This window comes from Kocuria coralli, from assembly GCF_008831305.1.
GTDB lineage: Bacteria > Actinomycetota > Actinomycetes > Actinomycetales > Micrococcaceae > Kocuria > Kocuria coralli.
This window is the reverse complement of sequence record NZ_ML708620.1, coordinates 60,825-77,816: the sequence shown is the minus strand read 5'-3', so window position 1 is coordinate 77,816 and position 16,992 is coordinate 60,825. Positions and strand designations below refer to the sequence as shown.

Below are 16,992 nucleotides of genomic sequence, written 5' to 3'. Positions count from 1 at the left end.
GACATCCGCGAGGGTTCACCGAGGTGCTGTCCGTGCACGCGCCGCCCTCACCAGGCCCACAAGTCGGGGCACGCTGCCTGGTCGATCCATCGGCCCGGTCTCCAGGTCGGCGGCGACGACCCGGATCTCGGTCCAGCCAGCGGCTTCGGTGGCACGCTGACGCTCGATGTCCCGGATCCGCTGCCGGCGTTCGTCGTGATGGGGTCCCTCGAGCTGCAGCGAGATCCGGTGGACCGGATCCGCAAGATCCGGCCAGACCAGGCGGTGCCCGGGTACGGACAGTTCCAGATCGGTGACCCAGCCGCCCAGGCCGTACCGCCATAGCAGGAGCCTGGCCCTGGTCTCCAGCACCGAGTCCACGCCGACGACGGCCCGGGCCAGCGCCGGCCGAAGACGTCCTATTCCTCGCCTGCCCGAGCATCGCCGCAGATCCTCGACCAGCTCGGACATCTCCCGCAAAGCCGGCCGACCTTTGCGGTAGCCCGTGCTGTGCTGGTTGACGACGCCGTCGATGACCCCCACGAGCTGATCATCCGACAGCAGGGGGTACCCGGTCGCGGTCCGCATCGCGGCAAGGTCCAGGAGGGTCCGGGCGGGGCCGGTGACATGGACGCCGTGGCGACTCCACACGTCAGCGGGCTCAAGGACGGCCTCATGCCCCACGATCCCCCTGCCTCTCGGCGGGTTCGCGGCCCCGTCGCGGGTGAGATGAAGCTGCACGTTCCGGTTCGCGCGTCGCGGTAGACGCAGCTCCAAGACGATGGCCGCCGTGAGATGGCTTCCGATGCTGTTCGGGTACACCGCGTGCAGCGCAGGCAACCGCGCCACGATCCCCTCGGGTGTCCCGGCCTCGGGGACGGTGCCGGGACAGCACCATACGCGGGGAAGGATCGAGACGTACCGCGGTCCGGAGAGCTGTTTCCTATGGACACCCGCGGCAAGGGCTTGTTCTGTGGTGAACCACCGGCCTCTCAAGGAGGCGGGCGGTCGGTGCATGGGAGTGGGCATGGAGACCATCCCAGTCCAGATCGGCCTTCTCATGCCGGGCGCTCCGCCGCGGGATGGACGGATCCCCGCGCCCGGGACAGCCCAGTTCCATGTGGAGCCGGGCACGCTTGGGGGTGGAACATGCCGGGACTCGGACCGATAGGAGAGAGCGCCGAACCCTCGCGGTTGTCCCCCATCAGGGTCTGATCCGGGACATCCGCGAGGGTTCGCCCCGAAACGACCGGTCGCTCAGTCGCGCAGGACCGTCTGGCGCACCAGCTCCCCCAGCTGCCCGTCCTCGATCAGGAACCCGTCGTGGCCGGAGTCGGAATGGATGGTGTGCCGGACGACGTCTCCCGGCAGGGCCTCGCAGAGAGCGTCGGACTCGTACGGGTAGTAGAGCCGGTCGCTGTCCACGGCGGCCACGAGCCAGTCGCAGGTGGTCCCGGCGAGCGCCTCCCGCAGGGTCCCGCGCCCCCTGGCCACGTCATGGCTCATCAGCGCCTCGTTGAGGGTCAGGTAGGAGTTCGCGTCGAACCGGTCGGCCAGCTTGGAGGCCTGGTAGTCCAGGTAGCTCTCGACCTTGTACCGGCCGCGGTCGCCGACGGCGGTGCCCAGCACGGACTCCCCCGGCTGGGGGTCCCGGCTGAATCGGGTCTGCAGTTCGGCTGCCGAGCGGTAGGTGATGTGGGCGATCCGCCGGGCCAGTCCCAGGCCGGCCATGGGGAACTCGCCGTCGTAGTAGTAGCCGGAGGCGAAGGCGGGGTCCTGTCGCAGCGCGAGGCTCTGGGCCTGTCCCCAGGCGATCTGCTCGGCGCTGGACGCGGCGCAGGAGGCGATGACGCCGCAGGCCCTGACCCGGTCGGGGAAGGTCGCGGCCCATTCCAGGGCACGCGCGCCGCCCATGGACCCGCCCATGACCAGGCGCCACTGGCGGATCCCCAGCGCATCGGCCACGGCGGCCTCGGCACGCACGCCATCGCGCACGGTGACGAACGGGAAACGCGGCCCCCACGGCTTGCCGGCCGGATCCACCGACGGCGGCGCCGGGGTCGCCGGACCTGTCGACCCGTAGCAGCCTCCGAGCATGTTGATGGCGACCACGAAGTACTTCTCGGTGTCGATGACCTTGCCGGGGCCGACCAGGTTCTCGCACCAGCCGGGGGCTTCAGCCCGGGTCCTCTCGATCTCGGGGGCGTGCTCCCTCGCGCGACCGCGGGTGAGGTGGGTGTCGCCGGTCAGGGCGTGCTCGATCAGGACCGCGTTGGACCCGTCCGCGTTCAGCTCGCCCCACGTCTCGTAGGCCATCCGGACTCGGGGCAGCACCACGCCCGAGTCCAGCTTCACCTGCGCTATGTCGACGAAGGCCAGCACGCCGTCCTCGCGCACGAAGTCCGGCGCGCCGGACGGCCCGCCTCCCACCAGTGTCATCTCAGGCGGCACCGTGTTCCGTCCTCCCGGGCGAAGCGGCCAGGTCCGCGACGGCGGCGAAGCCCAGCTCGAGATCCGCCAGGATGTCGTCGATGTGCTCGAGCCCCACGGACAGGCGCACGAAACCGGGCTCCACGCCGGCGTCGTGCTGCTCCTCGGCCGAGAGCTGGGCGTGGGTGGTCGAAGCGGGATGGATCACGAGGGACCGCACGTCCCCGATGTTCGCCACGTTGGAATGCAGCACGAGAGCGTCGGCGAAGGCCTGGCCGGCCGCCGCTCCGCCGTCGAGCACGAACCCCAGCACGGACCCCGCGCCGCCCGGCGCGTACTTCGCGGCCCGGTCGTGCCATGGCGAGGACGTCAGGCCCGCGTAGGAGACCGACTCGACGCCGTCGTGGGCCTCCAGCCATTGCGCCACCTTGGCGGCGTTGGCCACGTGCCGTTCCATGCGCAGGGAGAGCGTCTCGATCCCCTGCTCGATCAGGAACGCGTTGAACGGGGCGATCGAGGCGCCCAGGTCGCGCAGCAGCTGCGTGCGGATCTTCAGGGCGTAGGAGAGGTTCGCCCCGAACGGGCCGTCCGCGCCGAAGACCTCGCCGAACACCAGGCCGTTGTAGGAGGGGTCGGGGGTCACGAACTCCGGGAAGCGCTCGGGGTAGCGGGTGTAGTCGAAGTTGCCCGAGTCCACGACGAACCCGCCGATGGAGGTGCCGTGCCCGCCCAGGAATTTGGTGGCCGAGTGCACCACCACGTCGGCCCCCCACTCGAAGGGGCGTACGAGGTACGGGGTGGCCACGGTGTTGTCCACGATCAAAGGGACCTCGTGCTGATGGGCGATCCCCGAGACGGTCTCGATGTCCAGCACGTCGTTGCGCGGGTTCGGGATGGACTCCGCGTAGAACGCCTTGGTGTTGGGGCGCACGGCCACGTCCCATGCCTGCGGGTCATCCGGGTCGGTCACGAAGGTGACCTCGATCCCCAGCTTGGCCAGGGAGTACTTGAACAGGTTGAACGTGCCGCCGTACAGCGAGGCGCTGGCCACGATGTGGTCGCCGCTGCCCGCGATATTGAGGATCGCGTAGGTGCTCGCCGCCTGGCCCGACGCCAGCATGACGGCCGCGACGCCGCCCTCGAGGGAGGCGATCCGGTTCTCCACGGCCTCGGTGGTGGGGTTCGTCAGCCGGGTGTAGATGGGGCCGAGCTCCTGCAGCGCGAATCTCCCGGCGGCGGTCGCGGCGCTGGGGAAGACGAAGGAGGTGGTCTGCTGGATCGGCAGTGCCCGCGCCCCGGTGACGGGGTCGGGTTCCTGGCCCGCGTGGATCTGGCGGGTCTCGAAATTCCAGCCGGCGGGGTTCGACGGGGTGGGGGTTTCGCTCAACGGTGGCTCCTGTGATCAGGGGTCCCAGCCGGAGCCCGGCGCGTACCCGTCGCCGGCCCCGGGTCCGCGACCCGCGCTTGCCGGAACGCGATCACGTCCGGCCCGGTCCTCACCCAGGGCACCCCACCGCGGTAGGAGGGTTGCCGGCCAGCAAGCTGGGGCTTGGCGCTGGCTCTCGTGACCACTCTTATTCTCGGGTGTGCGGCCCGGCCGCCGCAAGCCGACGCCGACGGCGGATCACCGTGGCCCGCCCGTTCTCAGCCGAAGAAGTAGGCGCCCGCCAGGAATCCCGTGGCGTCCAGGAGGAAGTGCGCCACGATCAGCGGCATCACGCGTCCGGTGCGGCGATAGATCCAGAGGAACACCACGCCCATCACCACGTTGCCCAGCGCCGGCCCGATGCCCTGGTAGAGGTGGTAGCTGCCCCTCAGGAGCGCGGTGCCGACGATGATGGCCGGCCAGCTCCACCGCACCCGCAGGAGCCGGTCCGCCAGGAACGCGACGACGATGATCTCCTCGACCAGCGAATGCCGCAGTGCCTGGGCGATCAGCAGCACGACGTTCCACCACTCGGTGCCCCCGGCGTTGGTGGTCAGCTCGGCGGTCAGGCCCAGCGCCCGGCCCGCCTGGTACAGCGCCAGGGTGCCCAGGCCCATGACCAGGAACAGCAGCGCCCCCAGGGCGACATCGGGTATGGGTGCCTTGAGGTCCAGGCCGATCTGCCGGCAGACCGCGCGCAGGCTTCCCGCCGAGCCCGCCAGGAAGTACAGGGCCAGCAGCACCGGCACCAGCGCCAGGACGATGCTGAGCACCTGGCGGAGGACATCGAACACCGGCAGCGCGCTCATGGACTGGTTCATGGTCGCCTGGGACTCGGCGATGGACAACGTGCTCATGACCTCGGCCAGGTTCAGGATCGACCACAGTGCGCTCGCTCCCAGGGAGACGCCCAGCACCAGGACGATCTGCACCCACAGGTCCGCCCGCCGGCTGCCGAAGCCGGGGGCAGGGCGAGCGCCGTCGTGAGCCACGCCGTCGCCGTCGCCCTCCGCAGCGGCGCCCGCCCGCGGAGCATCGGCCTCGCGGTCGCCGGGGAGACCGGCCTCGGAGCGGTGGGGGTCGTCCGGGTGGGCTGGAGTCATGGGTTCTATTGTGCGTCAGCGCGATAGGTTTGGGCTCATGACCGATGCCGCCTCACCCGCCCACGCCCCCGTACCCGAGCGCAAGGAGACCGTCCGCGAGTTCCACGGGGACCGCTTCGCGGATCCCTACGAATGGCTCCGGGACAAGGACTCGCCCGAGGTCCTGGAGCACTTGAGGGCCGAGACCGCCTATGCCGAGGCGGCGACCGGTCACCTGAGCGGAACCCGCGAGCAGATCTTCCAGGAGATCAAGGGGCGGGTGCAGGAGACGGATCTCTCCGTGCCCTACCGGCGGGGCGCCTGGTGGTACTTCGGCCGGACCGTGGAAGGCGGCGAGCACGGGATCCGCTGCCGGGTCCCCGCCGCCGGCGTCGCATCGCCTGAGGCCTCCGACGACGGCGCGTGGGAACCGCCCGTCGTGGAACCGGGTGTCGCGCTCGCCGGGGAGCAGATCCTGCTCGACGGCAACGCCGATGCCGAGGGGCACGACTTCTGGGCCCTGGGCAGCTTCGACGTCACCCCCGACGGGCGGTGGATGCTGTGGGCCACGGACACCACCGGCGACGAGCGGTTCACCGTCCGCGTCAAGGACCTGGCGACCGGGGAGGTGCTGGCCGATCAGATCCCCGGGACCTCGTACGGCGCGTTCCTCTCCCCCGACGGCTCGGCCGTCTTCTACACCGAGGTGGACGACGCCTGGCGGCCCTGGCGGGTCCGGCGGCACGCCATAGGCACGGCGGTGGAGCGGGATCCGGTGATCGCCCAGGAGGACAACCCCGGCCTCTGGCTGTCGGCGGGGCTCTCCGCCGACCGGAAGTGGTTGATCTTCGACGCCGGATGCTCCGACTACTCTGAGGTCTCGCTGCTGCCCCTGGACGCCACCGCCGGCACCGCTGCGCAGGTGGTGATCCCCCGCAGCGACCGGGTGCTCTACCAGGCGGAGCCCGTCGAGGTGGACGGCCGGGACGCCGTCGTCGTCTCTCACGACCACGACGCCCCCGACGGGCGGGTATCGCTGCTGGAGTTCGACCAGCTCGGCCGGTCCCTCACGGACTTCTCGCCCACGGAGGTGATCGCCCCGCGTGAGGGGCTGCGCATCATGGGCTTCGGCGTGATCCGTGGCCATCTCCTGCTCTCCGCGCGTACCGCCACCCTGCCCACCGTTCTGGTCCTGCCGCTGGCCGGATTGGGCACGGAGGCTCAGTCCGGGCCGGCGCCGTTGCCGGTGGACGAGGAGCTCGTGAGCGTCGAACTGGTCATGGCCGACTTCGACTCCCCAGTGGTGCGGTTCTGCGCGGAATCGTTCATCCGCCCCGCCCGCATCTACGACGTACTGCTGCCCGCCGGTGCGGACGGCTTGGCCTCCGACGACGCTCTGCGCCTGCCGGACCCCGTGCTGCGACAGGAGAAGGCGGTCCTGGGCGGCTACGACCCGGATGACTACACCGTGGAGCGCGATTTCGCGCGGGCAGGCGACGGCACCGAGATTCCCATCACGCTGATCCGTCGCCGGGATGTCACGGGGGCCGCGCCCGCGGTGGTCTACGCCTACGGGTCCTACGAGATCAGCATGGACCCCGCGTTCTCCTACTCGCGGGTCTCGATCCTGGACCGGGGCGCCGTCTGGGCGATCGCCCATGTCCGCGGCGGCGGGGAACTCGGCCGTGCCTGGTACGAGAACGGCAAGAAGCTGCACAAGGCCAATACGTTCACGGACGTGGTCGCGGCAACCGAGCATCTGGGAGCCAGGCAGGACATCGACGCCGGTCGCATCGTGCTGATGGGCGGCTCAGCCGGCGGCCTGCTCGTCGGGGCGGTCCTGAACCTGGCGCCGCAGCTCTACTGCGGGGCGGTGGCCTCCGTGCCGTTCGTCGACCCCCTGACCTCGATCCTCATGCCCGAGCTGCCGCTGACGGCGCTGGAATGGGAGGAGTGGGGCAACCCCATCGAGGACGCGGAGGTCTACCGCTATATGAAGGCCTACTCCCCCTACGAGAACATCGCCGCGGACGGGGAGGGCGGGGAGCACTATCCGCCGATCCTGGCCGTGACCTCCTTGCACGACACCCGGGTGCTCTACGTGGAGCCCACCAAGTGGGTGGCTGCCCTGCGGCACGCCAACCCCGGGCTCGCCGACCGGGTGCTCATGCGCATCGAGATGGCCGGCGGGCACGGTGGCGCCTCGGGCAGGTACCGCCAGTGGCGGGACACGGCATGGGAGGACGCCTGGGCCCTCGAGCGCCTGGGACTGGTCGGCTAGCCGGAGGGCGTCGCGCCCCGGGCGATGGCCCCAGCCCGGGGCAGGCGCTCCAGGATTAGCACCAGCGGGATCACGGCCAGGTTGATGGCCATGGTGGTCAGGGCGACCGGCCACAGCGCCACGGTCTGCGGCACCCACACCAGCTCCAGGAAGACCCCTGCGAAGTTGGACCCCATGTGCCAGCCCAGGGGGATCCACAGCGCACCGGTGCGCAGGGCGGCCCAGGCCAGGGCGACGCCGAAGAGCGACAGCTCCGCGAAGCGCAACCCCACCCAGAGGGCCGATCCCCCGTGATCTGCGAGGTTCGGGGCGTGCGCGGCGGCGAACAGGCCGCCGCTGGCCAGCATGACCGCCGTCGGCCGCCACCGGTGCTCGCTCAGCCGCACGAGGACCCCGCGGTAGACCACCTCCTCGGGCAGCGCCGTGGCGAGGCAGCCGATCACCAGAGCGCCGAGCGCACCGAAGAACGCGGCCCGCGGCAGCCACACCCCCATGGGAGTCGTGGCCCCCGTGACCAGGAACAGCGCCCCCGCCGCAGCCGTCAGGGCACCGGAGACCAGCAGCGCGGCCACGAACGCACGGGGCCGCTGAGCCCCGGAGCGCAGATCCGTAACCGGCCTGCCACGGGGCGGGAAGCCCAGGTCCGGCACGTTCCGCCGGGCCATCAGGAACCAGATCAGCAGGACCACCACGGGCTGGGCGAAGAAGACGGCTTCCCACGGCCATCCCCGGATCTCCATGCGCATGGAGACGAAGAGCGCAGCGATCAGTGTCGCCAGGACCGCCGCCAGGGGACGGTCGCGCACCAGTCGCTGCACTCCTCGCATGGGCCTCTTTCGTCATCGGGACCGGGCTCGCCTCAAACGATCGCCCAGGATCGCATCGGGGTCAGCTCACGCCGAGCTTCTCCAGGATCAGCTCGCGGACCCGCCCGGCGTCGGCCTGGCCGCGGGTGGCCTTCATGACCGGGCCGATCAACGCGCCCACGGCCTGGACCTTGCCGCCCTGGACCTTGGCGACGACGTCCGGCATCTGGGCCATCGCGTCGTCGATCGCGGTGATCAGCACGCCGTCGTCGGAGACCACGGCCAGGGAGCGCGCCTCCACGATCTGCGCGGGTCCGCCCTCGCCGTCGGCGATGTGGCCGATGACCTGCTTGGCGATCTTGTCGTTGATGGTCTTGGCGCCGATCAGGGACTCGATCTCCACCACGTGCGCCGGGGTCACGCCCAGTTCGGCGATCTCCACGCCCTTGACGTTGGCCAGCCGGGCGATCTCCCCCATCCACCACTTGCGGGCGGCGCCCGCGCCGGCGCCCGCGGCGACGGTCGACTCGATCTCGTCGAGCACACCGGCGTTGACCACGTCGCGGAACTCCTCGTCGGAGTAGCCCCACTCCGCCTTCAGCTTCTTCCGGCGCTCGGCGGGCGGTTCGGGCAGCTCGGCACGCAGTTGCTCGATCCAGGCCGGATCCGGCATGACCGGCACCAGGTCGGGCTCCGGGAAGTAGCGGTAGTCGTCCGCGTCGGACTTCGGCCGGCCCGAGGTGGTCGAGCGGGTGTCCTCGTGCCAGTGACGCGTCTCCTGCACGATCGACCCGCCGGAGGACAGCACCGCCGCGTGCCGCTGGATCTCGTAGCGCACCGCGCGCTCCACGGCCCGCAGCGAGTTGACGTTCTTGGTCTCCGAGCGGGTACCGAAGACCTCGGCGCCCTTGGGCATGAGGGACACGTTGGCGTCGCAGCGCACGTTGCCGCGCTCCATGCGGGCGTCGGAGATCCCCAGGCTCTTCACGAGCTCGCGGATCGCCGTCACGTAGGCGCGGGCCAGTTCGGGAGCCCGGTCCCCGGCGCCGACGATCGGCTTGGTCACGATCTCGATCAGCGGCACGCCAGCGCGGTTGTAGTCGACCAGGGAGAACTCCGCGCCCTGGATCCGCCCGGTGGCGCCGCCCTTGTGGGTCAGCTTGCCGGCGTCCTCCTCCATGTGGGCGCGCTCGATCTCGATGGTGAACGGGGTTCCGTCCTCGAGCTCGATGGTGATCTCCCCGTCGAAGGCGATGGGCTCGTCGTACTGGGAGGTCTGGAAGTTCTTGGGCGTGTCCGGGTAGAAGTAGTTCTTCCGCGCGAAGTGGGACACCGGCGCGATGGAGCAGTTCAGCGCCAGGCCCAGGCGGACCGCCGACTCCACGGCCTTCTTGTTGACCACCGGCAGCACGCCGGGCAGGCCCAGGGACACGGGGGTCGTGTTCGAGTTGGGCACGTCGCCGAACTCGTTGGGGGCGGCGTCGAACATCTTGGTCTTGGTGTTCAGCTCGACGTGGACCTCGAACCCCAGAACGGGGTCGAAGTTCTCCATGGCCTCCTCGAAGGACAGAGTTGCATCGCTCATCGGGCGGCTCCTTCAGTTGCGCCGGGCACGTTGGCATCGGAGAGGTCCTGGACCGCGCGGACGACGTCGGGAAGGTCCTTCCAGATCGGACCGCCGTTGGCCTGGGTCAGCAGCGCCTCGAGGCCGCCGCCCACGTGGTACAGGCGGGCGTCCTGACGGGCCGGGGCCATGAACTGCACGCCGACGGGCAGGCCGTCCTCGGGAGCCAGTCCGGCCGGCAGGGAGATCGCCGGGACACCGGCCAGGTTGGTCGGGATCGTGGCGATGTCGTTGAGGTACATCTCCATCGGGTCGGCGTGCTCATCCACCGATCCCAGGGGGAACGCCGTGGTCGGGGAGGTCGGTGAGACCAGCACGTCGCAGGTCTCGAAGGCGGCCTTGAAGTCGCGCTGCACGAGGGTGCGGACCTTCTGGGCGGAGCCGTAGTAGGCGTCGTAGTAGCCGGCCGACAGGGCGTAGGTGCCCAGGATCGTCCGGCGCTTGACCTCGGGGCCGAAGCCCGCGGCGCGGGTGGCCGCCATGACCCTCTCGATGGTCAGATGCCCGTCGTCGGGCAGGGTACGACGGCCGAAGCGCACGCCGTCGTACTTGGCCAGGTTCGACGAGACCTCGGAGGACATGATCAGGTAGTAGGCGCCCAGGGCGTAGCGGAAGTTGGGGGTCTCGACCTCGACCACCTCGGCGCCCGCCTCGCGCAGCAGCTCGACGGCCTCGCGGAAGCGCTGCTCGACGCCGGCCTGGAAGCCCTCACCGGTCAGGTCCTTGAGGACGCCCACGCGCAGGCCCTTCAGCCCGCCCTCGGCGGCACCGGCACGGGCCGCCGCGGCGTATCCCGTCGCGGGGTCGGTCAGCGACGTCGAGTCCTGCGGATCGTGGCCGCCCACCACCTCGTGCAGCAGTGCCGAGTCCAGGACCGTCCGCGAGCACGGGCCCACCTGGTCCAGCGACGAGGCCATGGCGATCACGCCGTAGCGGGAGACCGATCCGTACGTGGGCTTGACCCCTACCGACCCGGTTACGGCGGCGGGCTGGCGGATCGAGCCGCCGGTGTCCGTGCCGAGGGCCAGCGGCGCCTGGAACGACGCCACCGCGGCGGCCGAACCGCCACCCGAGCCGCCGGGGATGCGGGAGAGGTCCCACGGGTTGCGGGTGACACCGAAGGCCGAGTGCTCGGTGGTCGAGCCCATCGCGAACTCGTCCAGGTTGGTCTTGCCCAGCATGGGCATCCTGGCGGCGCGCAGGCGCTGGGTCACGGTGCCGTCGTAGGGGCTCATCCAGCCCTCGAGCATCTTGGAGGCCGCCGTCGTGGGCTGCCCCTTGGTCACGATCAGGTCCTTGACGGCGATCGGCACGCCGGCCAGCTCGTGGAGCTCCTCGCCCCGGTCACGGGCGGCGTCCACCTCGGCCGCGACGGTCAGGGCCTCCTCGGTGTTCACGTGCAGGAAGGCGTTCAGGCCCGAGCGGCCGGCGGAGCGGGAGCCGGCGTCCAGCGGCTCGCCGTCGGTCGCCGAGATCCGGTCCAGGTGGGCCTGGACCGCCTCGACCGACGTGATCTCCCGGTCGGCCAGCTTCTGCGCCAGCTCGGCCGCGGTCAGTTCAACGATGTTCTGCGTCATCCGGGACTCCCCTCAGTCTTCCTCGAGAATGGCGGGCACCTTGAACTGCCCGTCCTCGGCGTCCGGGGCCCCCGACAGGGCTTCCTCGGCCGTCAGCGGTTCGCCCACCACGTCCTCGCGCATCACGTTGCGCAACGGCAGGGGGTGGCTGGTGGCGGGAACGTCGTCCCCGGCGACCTCGCTGACCTCGGCCACTGCCTGGACGATCTGCTGCAGTTCACCGGCCGTGGCCTGCAGTTGCTCCTCCGACATCTCGATATGCGCCAACGCCGCCAGATGGGCGACGGTGTCACGGGTGATCTCGGACATGCACGCTCCTTGTACTCGGGTTCGAGGGTCTTCGCCGCCGGTGCGTCGGCGTTGCGCGCGGCTCAGGGTCACGAGCGCGGCGCGATGAGGTCGGCGGCTGTGCGACCCGGCCAGTCTAGCCGCGGCATGTCGCGGCGTCGGACACATACGCTGGTGGCAGGAAAAGTCCACGCACCGCTGTGAGGCGGTAGCGGCATCGAGCGACATCGACATGATCAGGAGAAGCAATGGCCACAGCATCCAAGAAGGCCGGCAAGGGTAAGAAGGACCGCGGGGCGGCCCGCCGCGCCAAGGCCGCAGTACGTGGCGCCTCGGGGCAGGCCACGACCCGCCGCACGCCGTCCCAGGACGCCGCCAACGCCTGGCGCCAGGGCATCTCCACCGCCACGGCGGCCACCGTGGACGAGATGACGGCCCATGTGCAGAACGTCGCCCTCGAACAGCTGGAGCAGCATCAGGCGTTCCCCCCGTTCGTGGTCCTTGCCCGGCGCGACGGGGAGTTCGAGTTGAGCAGCCCCGCGCCCGAGGACCTGGAGACGCTGGATACCGCCGAGGTGCTGGACGGGTTGCGCGAGACGGCGCGTTCAGCCGCGCCGCAGCTCCTGGGAGCGGCACTGGGCTTCCCCGCCACGCTGCCCGACCGTTCGGGCGCCTCGGCTCTGATCGTCGAGGTGGAGCACATCGACGGCGTCAGCCTGACCGTGATCCAGGCCTACCGCCTCCGCGGGGTCGACGGGGCGAAGAAGACGCATCTGGAGGACGCCGTCGTCGAAAGCCGCGACCCGAGCCTCCTCCGCTAACCCTTCCAGCACCCCCTCCTCCCCTACCCCTTCCGCCGAGTGTCCGATTACATACCGATTTCCGGTGATATCCGGTATGCAATCGGACACTCGGCGGAGGGGGGAGGGAAGTGGGAATGACAGGACCCCGCTGCCGCGATCGCGGCAACGGGGTCCTGGAGCATGCTGGGCGACGATGTCAGCCCATCGCGTGATCAGAAAGAGATCAGGCGGGGATGTTCAGGGTCTGGCCCACGAAGATCAGGTTGGCGTCGGCCACGACGTCGGTGTTAGCCGCGTACAGGGCCTCCCAGCCGCCCTCGATGCCGAGCTTGTCGGCGATGATGGACAGGGTGTCGCCCTCTTCGACGGTGTAGGTGCCGGAGACCTCGACGGTCTGAGCCTCGACCGGGGCGGCCGGAGCGGTGTACTCGGCGACGGGGGCCTCAGCAACCGGAGCAGCCTCGACCGGAGCGGCCTCGGCAACCGGGGCCTCCTGGGCGACCGGAGCAGCCGGGGCCTCGTAGGTCTCAGCGGCGGGGGCGGGGGTCTCGACCGACTGGGTGGAGACGTTGGAGGTGGTGCCGCCCAGGCCCAGCTGGCCGCAGGTGGGCCATGCGCCGATGCCCTGGGTGGCCAGGACGTTCTCGGCGACGGCGATCTGCTGCTCGCGGGAGGCGTCAGCGGCGTTGCCGGTGCCACCGTTGGCGGCCCAGGTGGACGGGGTGAACTGAAGGCCACCGGAGTAACCGTTGCCGGTGTTGATGCCCCAGTTGCCGGAGGACTCGCACTCGGCGACGGCGTCCCAGTCAACGGCGTTGGCGGGAGCGGAAGCACCGGCCAGGGCGATGCCGCCCATGACGGTGGCGGTGCCGGCGATGATGGTCTTCTGGAAGGTCTTGTTCACAACTAGCTCCTGTGTGGTTCCGTCTACGCTCGTGCCGTCCCCGGCGTCTTCGCGTCGCTGTCTTCCCGATGATGTGGATCGAGGTTCAGGTGTTGCGTGCAGACAGCTGCGACGGTTTCGCAACACCCGGGATTCGTTTGTGGCGACCGGCCGTAACCGGACCGCTGGGGTGAATCCCCTGGACGGGGAGTCCCCCGTGGGAAGTTCGAAGATCACATTACAGTAACGATTTCGATACTGTCACCCCGATGGCGTGTGATTCGAGTCATCCTGGAAGGTTGCGCATTCGTATGCATTGATACAGCGGCACTCTTCCGCTCCCACAGATGGGCCCCAGTTCCGCATCACCGGGCGCTCGTGCCCCGCGGAATCAGGTAACAAGACCATAACAGCTGGATCACGGAACGGTCACGGTTTTTGTGACTGATCCCACGCACCTTTATGGACATGTCCCCTAATGTGGGGTCGAGTTCTTGACGGCCCGCGTCTTGACGACCTCGGTCAGGTTTCCATGGCCTCCGGCCCACCGGACAGCAGGCGCTCGAAACCCGCCTCGTCCAGCACCGGGACACCCAGGGATTCCGCCTTGTCCAGCTTGGACCCCGCCGACGCACCCGCCACGAGGTAGTCGGTCTTCTTGGACACCGACCCGGAGGCCTTGCCCCCGCGCAGGAGGATGGCTTCCTTGGCGGAGTCCCGGGAGAAGTTGTCGAGAGTCCCGGTCACCACCACGGTGAGCCCCTCGAGGACCTTGGGGACCGACTCGTCCACCTCGTCCTCCATGCGCACGCCCGCGGCGGCCCAGGAGTCCACGATCTCCCGGTGCCACGGCTCTGAGAACCACTCGATCACGGCTCGGGCGATCGTGGGGCCCACGCCGTCCGTGGCCGCCAGCTCCTCCTCCGTGGCCTGGCGGATCCTCTCCATGGTGCCGAACGCAGTGGCCAGCGACCGCGCAGCGGTCGGACCGACGTGGCGGATGGACAACGCCACGAGAACACGCCACAAGGGCTGAGACTTGGCCTGCTCGAGCTGGTCGAACAGGCGCAGGGTGTTGGCACTGGGCACGGACGGCTTCTTGGCGCTGCCCTTGGTCCAGAAGTAGGGCACCAGCTCGGTCTCTCCCTCGGCGGCGTCCTTGCCGCGCCGGGGGCGGCGGATCCTGACCTCGGCCAGGTCCTCCACCGTCAGGTCGAACAGCTGCGCCTCGGAGGTCAGCGGCGGCCGACCGGGCTCTTCCGGATCGGTCAGGGCCTTGGCCGCCTCCCAGCCCAGCGCCTCGATGTCGAAGGCACCGCGGCCGGCCGCGTAGAAGATGCGCTGGCGCAGCTGCTCCGGGCACGACTTGGCGTTCGGGCAGCGGATATCGACGTCGCCCTCCTTCGCGGGGGCCAGGCCGGTACCGCAGGACGGGCAGTTGGCGGGCATCACGAACTCCCGTTCGGAACCGTCCCGCAGGGCCACCACGGGCCCCACGATCTCCGGGATCACGTCCCCGGCCTTGCGCAGCACCACGGTGTCCCCGATGAGCACGCCCTTGGCCTTGACCACGTCCTGGTTGTGCAGGGTGGCCATGGACACGGTCGACCCCGCCACGGTCACCGGCTCCATGATCCCGAAGGGCGTGACCCGCCCGGTCCGCCCGACCCCCACGGCGATGTTCACCAGCTTGGTGTTGACCTCCTCGGGCGGGTACTTGTACGCCACGGCCCAGCGCGGGGTGCGAGAGGTATGGCCCAGCTGTCGCTGGGTCGCGCGATCGTCGACCTTGACCACGATGCCGTCGATCCCGTGGGTAAGGGAATGGCGCTGCTCGCCGTACCGCTCGATGAATCCCAGGATCTCGTCCACGGAGTCGAGCACCTCGGAGTAGGGGCTGACCGGCAGGCCCCAGGAGGTCATGTGGTCGTAGACCTCGGACTGCCGGGTCAGCTCCAGGCCCGTGACGGCCCCGATCCCGTGGACGTACATCGAGAGGGGGCGCTTGGCGGTCTCGGCCGGGTCCTTCTGGCGCAGGGAACCCGCGGCGGAGTTGCGCGGATTGGCGAACGGGGACTTGCCCTCGGCCACCCGTTCCTCGTTCACCTTCTTGAAGTCCTGCGTGGAGATGAAGATCTCGCCCCGGATCTCGATCTCCTCCGGAACGTCGTCGCCGTGCAGCTGACGGGGGATGGTCTTGATGGTCTGGACGTTGTGCGTGACGTCCTCGCCGGTGGTTCCGTCACCGCGCGTGGCGGCCCGGACCAGCTTGCCGTTGCGGTAGAGCAGGTTGACGGCCAGCCCGTCGATCTTGAGTTCGGTCAGCCACCGGGCCTCAGGCGCCTGGTGCAAGGTGGCGATGGAGGCCTCCGCCCGGGTGACCCATGCCGTGAACTCCTCGATGGAGAACACGTCCTCCAGGGAGTACATCTTCTCCAGGTGCTCGACCGGGGCGAAGGCCGCCGAGACCTCGCCCCCGACCTCCTGCGTGGGCGAGTCATTGGCCACGAGCTCCGGGTGGAGCGCCTCCAGCTCCTCGAGGCGGCGGTACTGCTGGTCGTACTCCGCGTCCGAGAGCGTCGGGGCGTCCTGGACGTAGTAGGCCATCCGGGCCGCACGCACGGTCTCCACGAGTTGTGCGTACTCTTCGCGCAACTCGTCCGTGGGACGGTCCGCCTGGGGAGTTTCGATCTCGGTGCTCACCGCACCATTGTCGCTTACCCGTCAGACACCCGCGCTCAGGCACGACAGGACCCGGCCGCCCCTCCGGAGGCCGCCGCGCCTCACCTGTGCAGCCGCAGGACGGCGTACGGCCGCTTCCTCTTGGCGTCCCAGACCGTGACGGTGCCGTCGTGCAGATCGCTCCCCCGTCCGTCGCGCTCCACGGCCACGGCCGGTGAGGCCGGAAGGAGCAGCGGAGCACCGAACTCCACCTCCCAGCGCAGAGGCGCCGGCGCGTCCAGCATCGCCAGGGCGCGGCTCGCCGTGTACATCCCGTGCGCGATGGCGCCCTTCATGCCGAGCGCCCTGGCACTGGCGGCGCTGAGGTGGATCGGGTTCACGTCCCCGGAGACGGCCGCGTACTCGCGACCGGTCCCGGACCCCAGCTGCCAGCGTGCCGTCGGCACGGGCGGGACGAAGGCGGGGCGCTCGCTCTCGGCCGCCGTCCCCACGTCCACCCCGCGGGCCAGGTAGACGGAACGGCCGGTCCACACCGGGCGGTTCCACGGCGTGCCGGGGGCGCCCGGCGCGGTATCGCCGTCGGCCGGAGGGCGACGCAGTTCCACGACGACGTCGAACGCCGCACCGGCTCGGTGCGGCCGCAGGTCCTCCGCCCGGACGACCGCCTCCAGCGTCTCCCCCACGAAGACCGGCGCGGCGTGTTCGACCGTGTTGGCCAGATGCACGAGGCCGACCGTCGGCAGGGGGAAGTCGTCCCGGGTCAGCAGCGCCATCGCCACGGGGAACGCCATGGCATGGAGGTATCCGCTGAAGGCCTCCGTCCGCCCGGAGGGCGAGGACCGCGGACGAGCGCCGACCACGCGGCAGAAGGCCTCGTGCCCTTCCGCATCGACGGCGAGACCGGACGCGACGAGTTCCACGGGAGGCAGTCCGAGGTCGGGGCCGCCTGGCGAGCGTTTCCCCGGCCGCGGCAGGGGCGCCCCCTTGAGCGCCCGCCGGATGCCCGTCGAGGCGCCCCGGACGAGCGTGCTCCCGGCAGCCTTGGCGTACAGGCCGCCCAGGGAGGGTGCTGTGTCCAGGACGATCCGCTGCCTTCCGGTCTCCGGCGACGTGTCGTGATGCTCCGTCATC

Annotated in this window: 13 protein-coding genes and 1 riboswitch; of the genes, 2 read left to right on the top strand and 11 right to left on the bottom strand. The window is 70.2% G+C overall.

Features of this window, described 5'->3' with window-relative positions:
* Positions 1 to 15: 15 nt before the first annotated feature.
* The 4 genes from FCK90_RS10270 to FCK90_RS10255 form a co-directional block, all read right to left on the bottom strand.
* Positions 16 to 828 (bottom strand): hypothetical protein, encoded by an 813-nt coding sequence (locus FCK90_RS10270; RefSeq protein ID WP_158034217.1) that lies wholly within the window; start codon positions 826 to 828, stop codon positions 16 to 18.
* Between the two features lie 408 nt (positions 829 to 1,236).
* The gene (gene metX / locus FCK90_RS10265; protein ID WP_158034216.1) at positions 1,237 to 2,418 is read right to left on the bottom strand and encodes a homoserine O-acetyltransferase MetX; all 1,182 of its coding nucleotides are present in this window, start codon (positions 2,416 to 2,418) and stop codon (positions 1,237 to 1,239) included.
* Position 2,419: 1 nt separating this feature from the next.
* Positions 2,420 to 3,796, bottom strand: a complete 1,377-nt coding sequence (locus tag FCK90_RS10260; RefSeq protein ID WP_158034215.1) for a bifunctional o-acetylhomoserine/o-acetylserine sulfhydrylase — start codon at positions 3,794 to 3,796, stop codon at positions 2,420 to 2,422.
* A gap of 68 nt (positions 3,797 to 3,864) precedes the next feature.
* Positions 3,865 to 3,979: riboswitch (SAM riboswitch) on the bottom strand.
* Between the two features lie 74 nt (positions 3,980 to 4,053).
* A complete protein-coding gene (locus FCK90_RS10255; protein ID WP_158034214.1) occupies positions 4,054 to 4,938 on the bottom strand; it encodes a CPBP family intramembrane glutamic endopeptidase in 885 nt (294 codons plus the stop codon).
* A gap of 37 nt (positions 4,939 to 4,975) precedes the next feature.
* Here FCK90_RS10255 and FCK90_RS10250 point away from each other — a divergent pair, with 37 nt between their 5' ends.
* Positions 4,976 to 7,198 carry a S9 family peptidase gene (locus FCK90_RS10250; RefSeq protein ID WP_158034213.1) on the top strand — a complete coding sequence of 741 codons (2,223 nt, stop codon included), beginning with the start codon at positions 4,976 to 4,978 and terminating at the stop codon, positions 7,196 to 7,198.
* On the opposite strand, the gene FCK90_RS10245 is transcribed toward FCK90_RS10250, so the two are convergent.
* The 4 genes from FCK90_RS10245 to gatC all read right to left on the bottom strand — a co-directional run bounded on the left by FCK90_RS10245 (position 7,195) and on the right by gatC (position 11,514).
* On the bottom strand, positions 7,195 to 8,004 hold the full coding sequence (locus FCK90_RS10245) for a CPBP family intramembrane glutamic endopeptidase (protein ID WP_181954280.1): 810 nt from the start codon (positions 8,002 to 8,004) through the stop codon (positions 7,195 to 7,197). The genes FCK90_RS10250 and FCK90_RS10245 overlap by 4 nt on opposite strands.
* 82 nt (positions 8,005 to 8,086) lie before the next feature.
* Positions 8,087 to 9,589 carry an Asp-tRNA(Asn)/Glu-tRNA(Gln) amidotransferase subunit GatB gene (gene gatB, locus FCK90_RS10240; RefSeq protein WP_158034211.1) on the bottom strand — a complete coding sequence of 501 codons (1,503 nt, stop codon included), beginning with the start codon at positions 9,587 to 9,589 and terminating at the stop codon, positions 8,087 to 8,089.
* On the bottom strand, positions 9,586 to 11,205 hold the full coding sequence (gene gatA, locus FCK90_RS10235) for an Asp-tRNA(Asn)/Glu-tRNA(Gln) amidotransferase subunit GatA (RefSeq protein WP_158034210.1): 1,620 nt from the start codon (positions 11,203 to 11,205) through the stop codon (positions 9,586 to 9,588). Before gatA ends, gatB begins: the two co-directional genes overlap by 4 nt.
* Positions 11,206 to 11,217: 12 nt before the next feature.
* Positions 11,218 to 11,514 (bottom strand): Asp-tRNA(Asn)/Glu-tRNA(Gln) amidotransferase subunit GatC, encoded by a 297-nt coding sequence (gene gatC, locus FCK90_RS10230; RefSeq protein ID WP_158034209.1) that lies wholly within the window; start codon positions 11,512 to 11,514, stop codon positions 11,218 to 11,220.
* A gap of 227 nt (positions 11,515 to 11,741) precedes the next feature.
* On the opposite strand from gatC, the gene FCK90_RS10225 reads away from it, so the two are divergent.
* Positions 11,742 to 12,314, top strand: coding sequence for a hypothetical protein (locus FCK90_RS10225; protein WP_158034208.1), 573 nt, complete (start codon positions 11,742 to 11,744; stop codon positions 12,312 to 12,314).
* A 205-nt stretch (positions 12,315 to 12,519) separates the two neighbouring features.
* Here FCK90_RS10225 and FCK90_RS10220 read toward each other — a convergent pair whose 3' ends face one another.
* The 3 genes from FCK90_RS10220 to FCK90_RS10210 all read right to left on the bottom strand — a co-directional run bounded on the left by FCK90_RS10220 (position 12,520) and on the right by FCK90_RS10210 (position 16,991).
* The gene (locus FCK90_RS10220) at positions 12,520 to 13,152 is read right to left on the bottom strand and encodes a transglycosylase family protein (protein ID WP_158034266.1); all 633 of its coding nucleotides are present in this window, start codon (positions 13,150 to 13,152) and stop codon (positions 12,520 to 12,522) included.
* A 549-nt stretch (positions 13,153 to 13,701) separates the two neighbouring features.
* Positions 13,702 to 15,882, bottom strand: coding sequence for an NAD-dependent DNA ligase LigA (gene ligA / locus FCK90_RS10215; protein WP_158034207.1), 2,181 nt, complete (start codon positions 15,880 to 15,882; stop codon positions 13,702 to 13,704).
* A gap of 80 nt (positions 15,883 to 15,962) precedes the next feature.
* Positions 15,963 to 16,991, bottom strand: a complete 1,029-nt coding sequence (locus FCK90_RS10210) for a MaoC/PaaZ C-terminal domain-containing protein (protein WP_158034206.1) — start codon at positions 16,989 to 16,991, stop codon at positions 15,963 to 15,965.
* Position 16,992: the final 1 nt, after the last annotated feature.

Excerpts from the sequence above, each read along its gene's own strand:
- gatA (WP_158034210.1), bottom strand. The coding sequence starts at position 11,205 with ATGACGCAGAACATCGTTGAACTGACCGCGGCCGAGCTGGCGCAGAAG.
- FCK90_RS10250 (WP_158034213.1), top strand. The coding sequence starts at position 4,976 with ATGACCGATGCCGCCTCACCCGCCCACGCCCCCGTACCCGAGCGCAAG.
- gatC (WP_158034209.1), bottom strand. The coding sequence starts at position 11,514 with ATGTCCGAGATCACCCGTGACACCGTCGCCCATCTGGCGGCGTTGGCG.
- FCK90_RS10255 (WP_158034214.1), bottom strand. The coding sequence starts at position 4,938 with ATGACTCCAGCCCACCCGGACGACCCCCACCGCTCCGAGGCCGGTCTC.
- metX (WP_158034216.1), bottom strand. The coding sequence starts at position 2,418 with ATGACACTGGTGGGAGGCGGGCCGTCCGGCGCGCCGGACTTCGTGCGC.
- gatB (WP_158034211.1), bottom strand. The coding sequence starts at position 9,589 with ATGAGCGATGCAACTCTGTCCTTCGAGGAGGCCATGGAGAACTTCGAC.
- FCK90_RS10210 (WP_158034206.1), bottom strand. The coding sequence starts at position 16,991 with ATGACGGAGCATCACGACACGTCGCCGGAGACCGGAAGGCAGCGGATC.
- FCK90_RS10225 (WP_158034208.1), top strand. The coding sequence starts at position 11,742 with ATGGCCACAGCATCCAAGAAGGCCGGCAAGGGTAAGAAGGACCGCGGG.
- FCK90_RS10220 (WP_158034266.1), bottom strand. The coding sequence starts at position 13,152 with ATGGGCGGCATCGCCCTGGCCGGTGCTTCCGCTCCCGCCAACGCCGTT.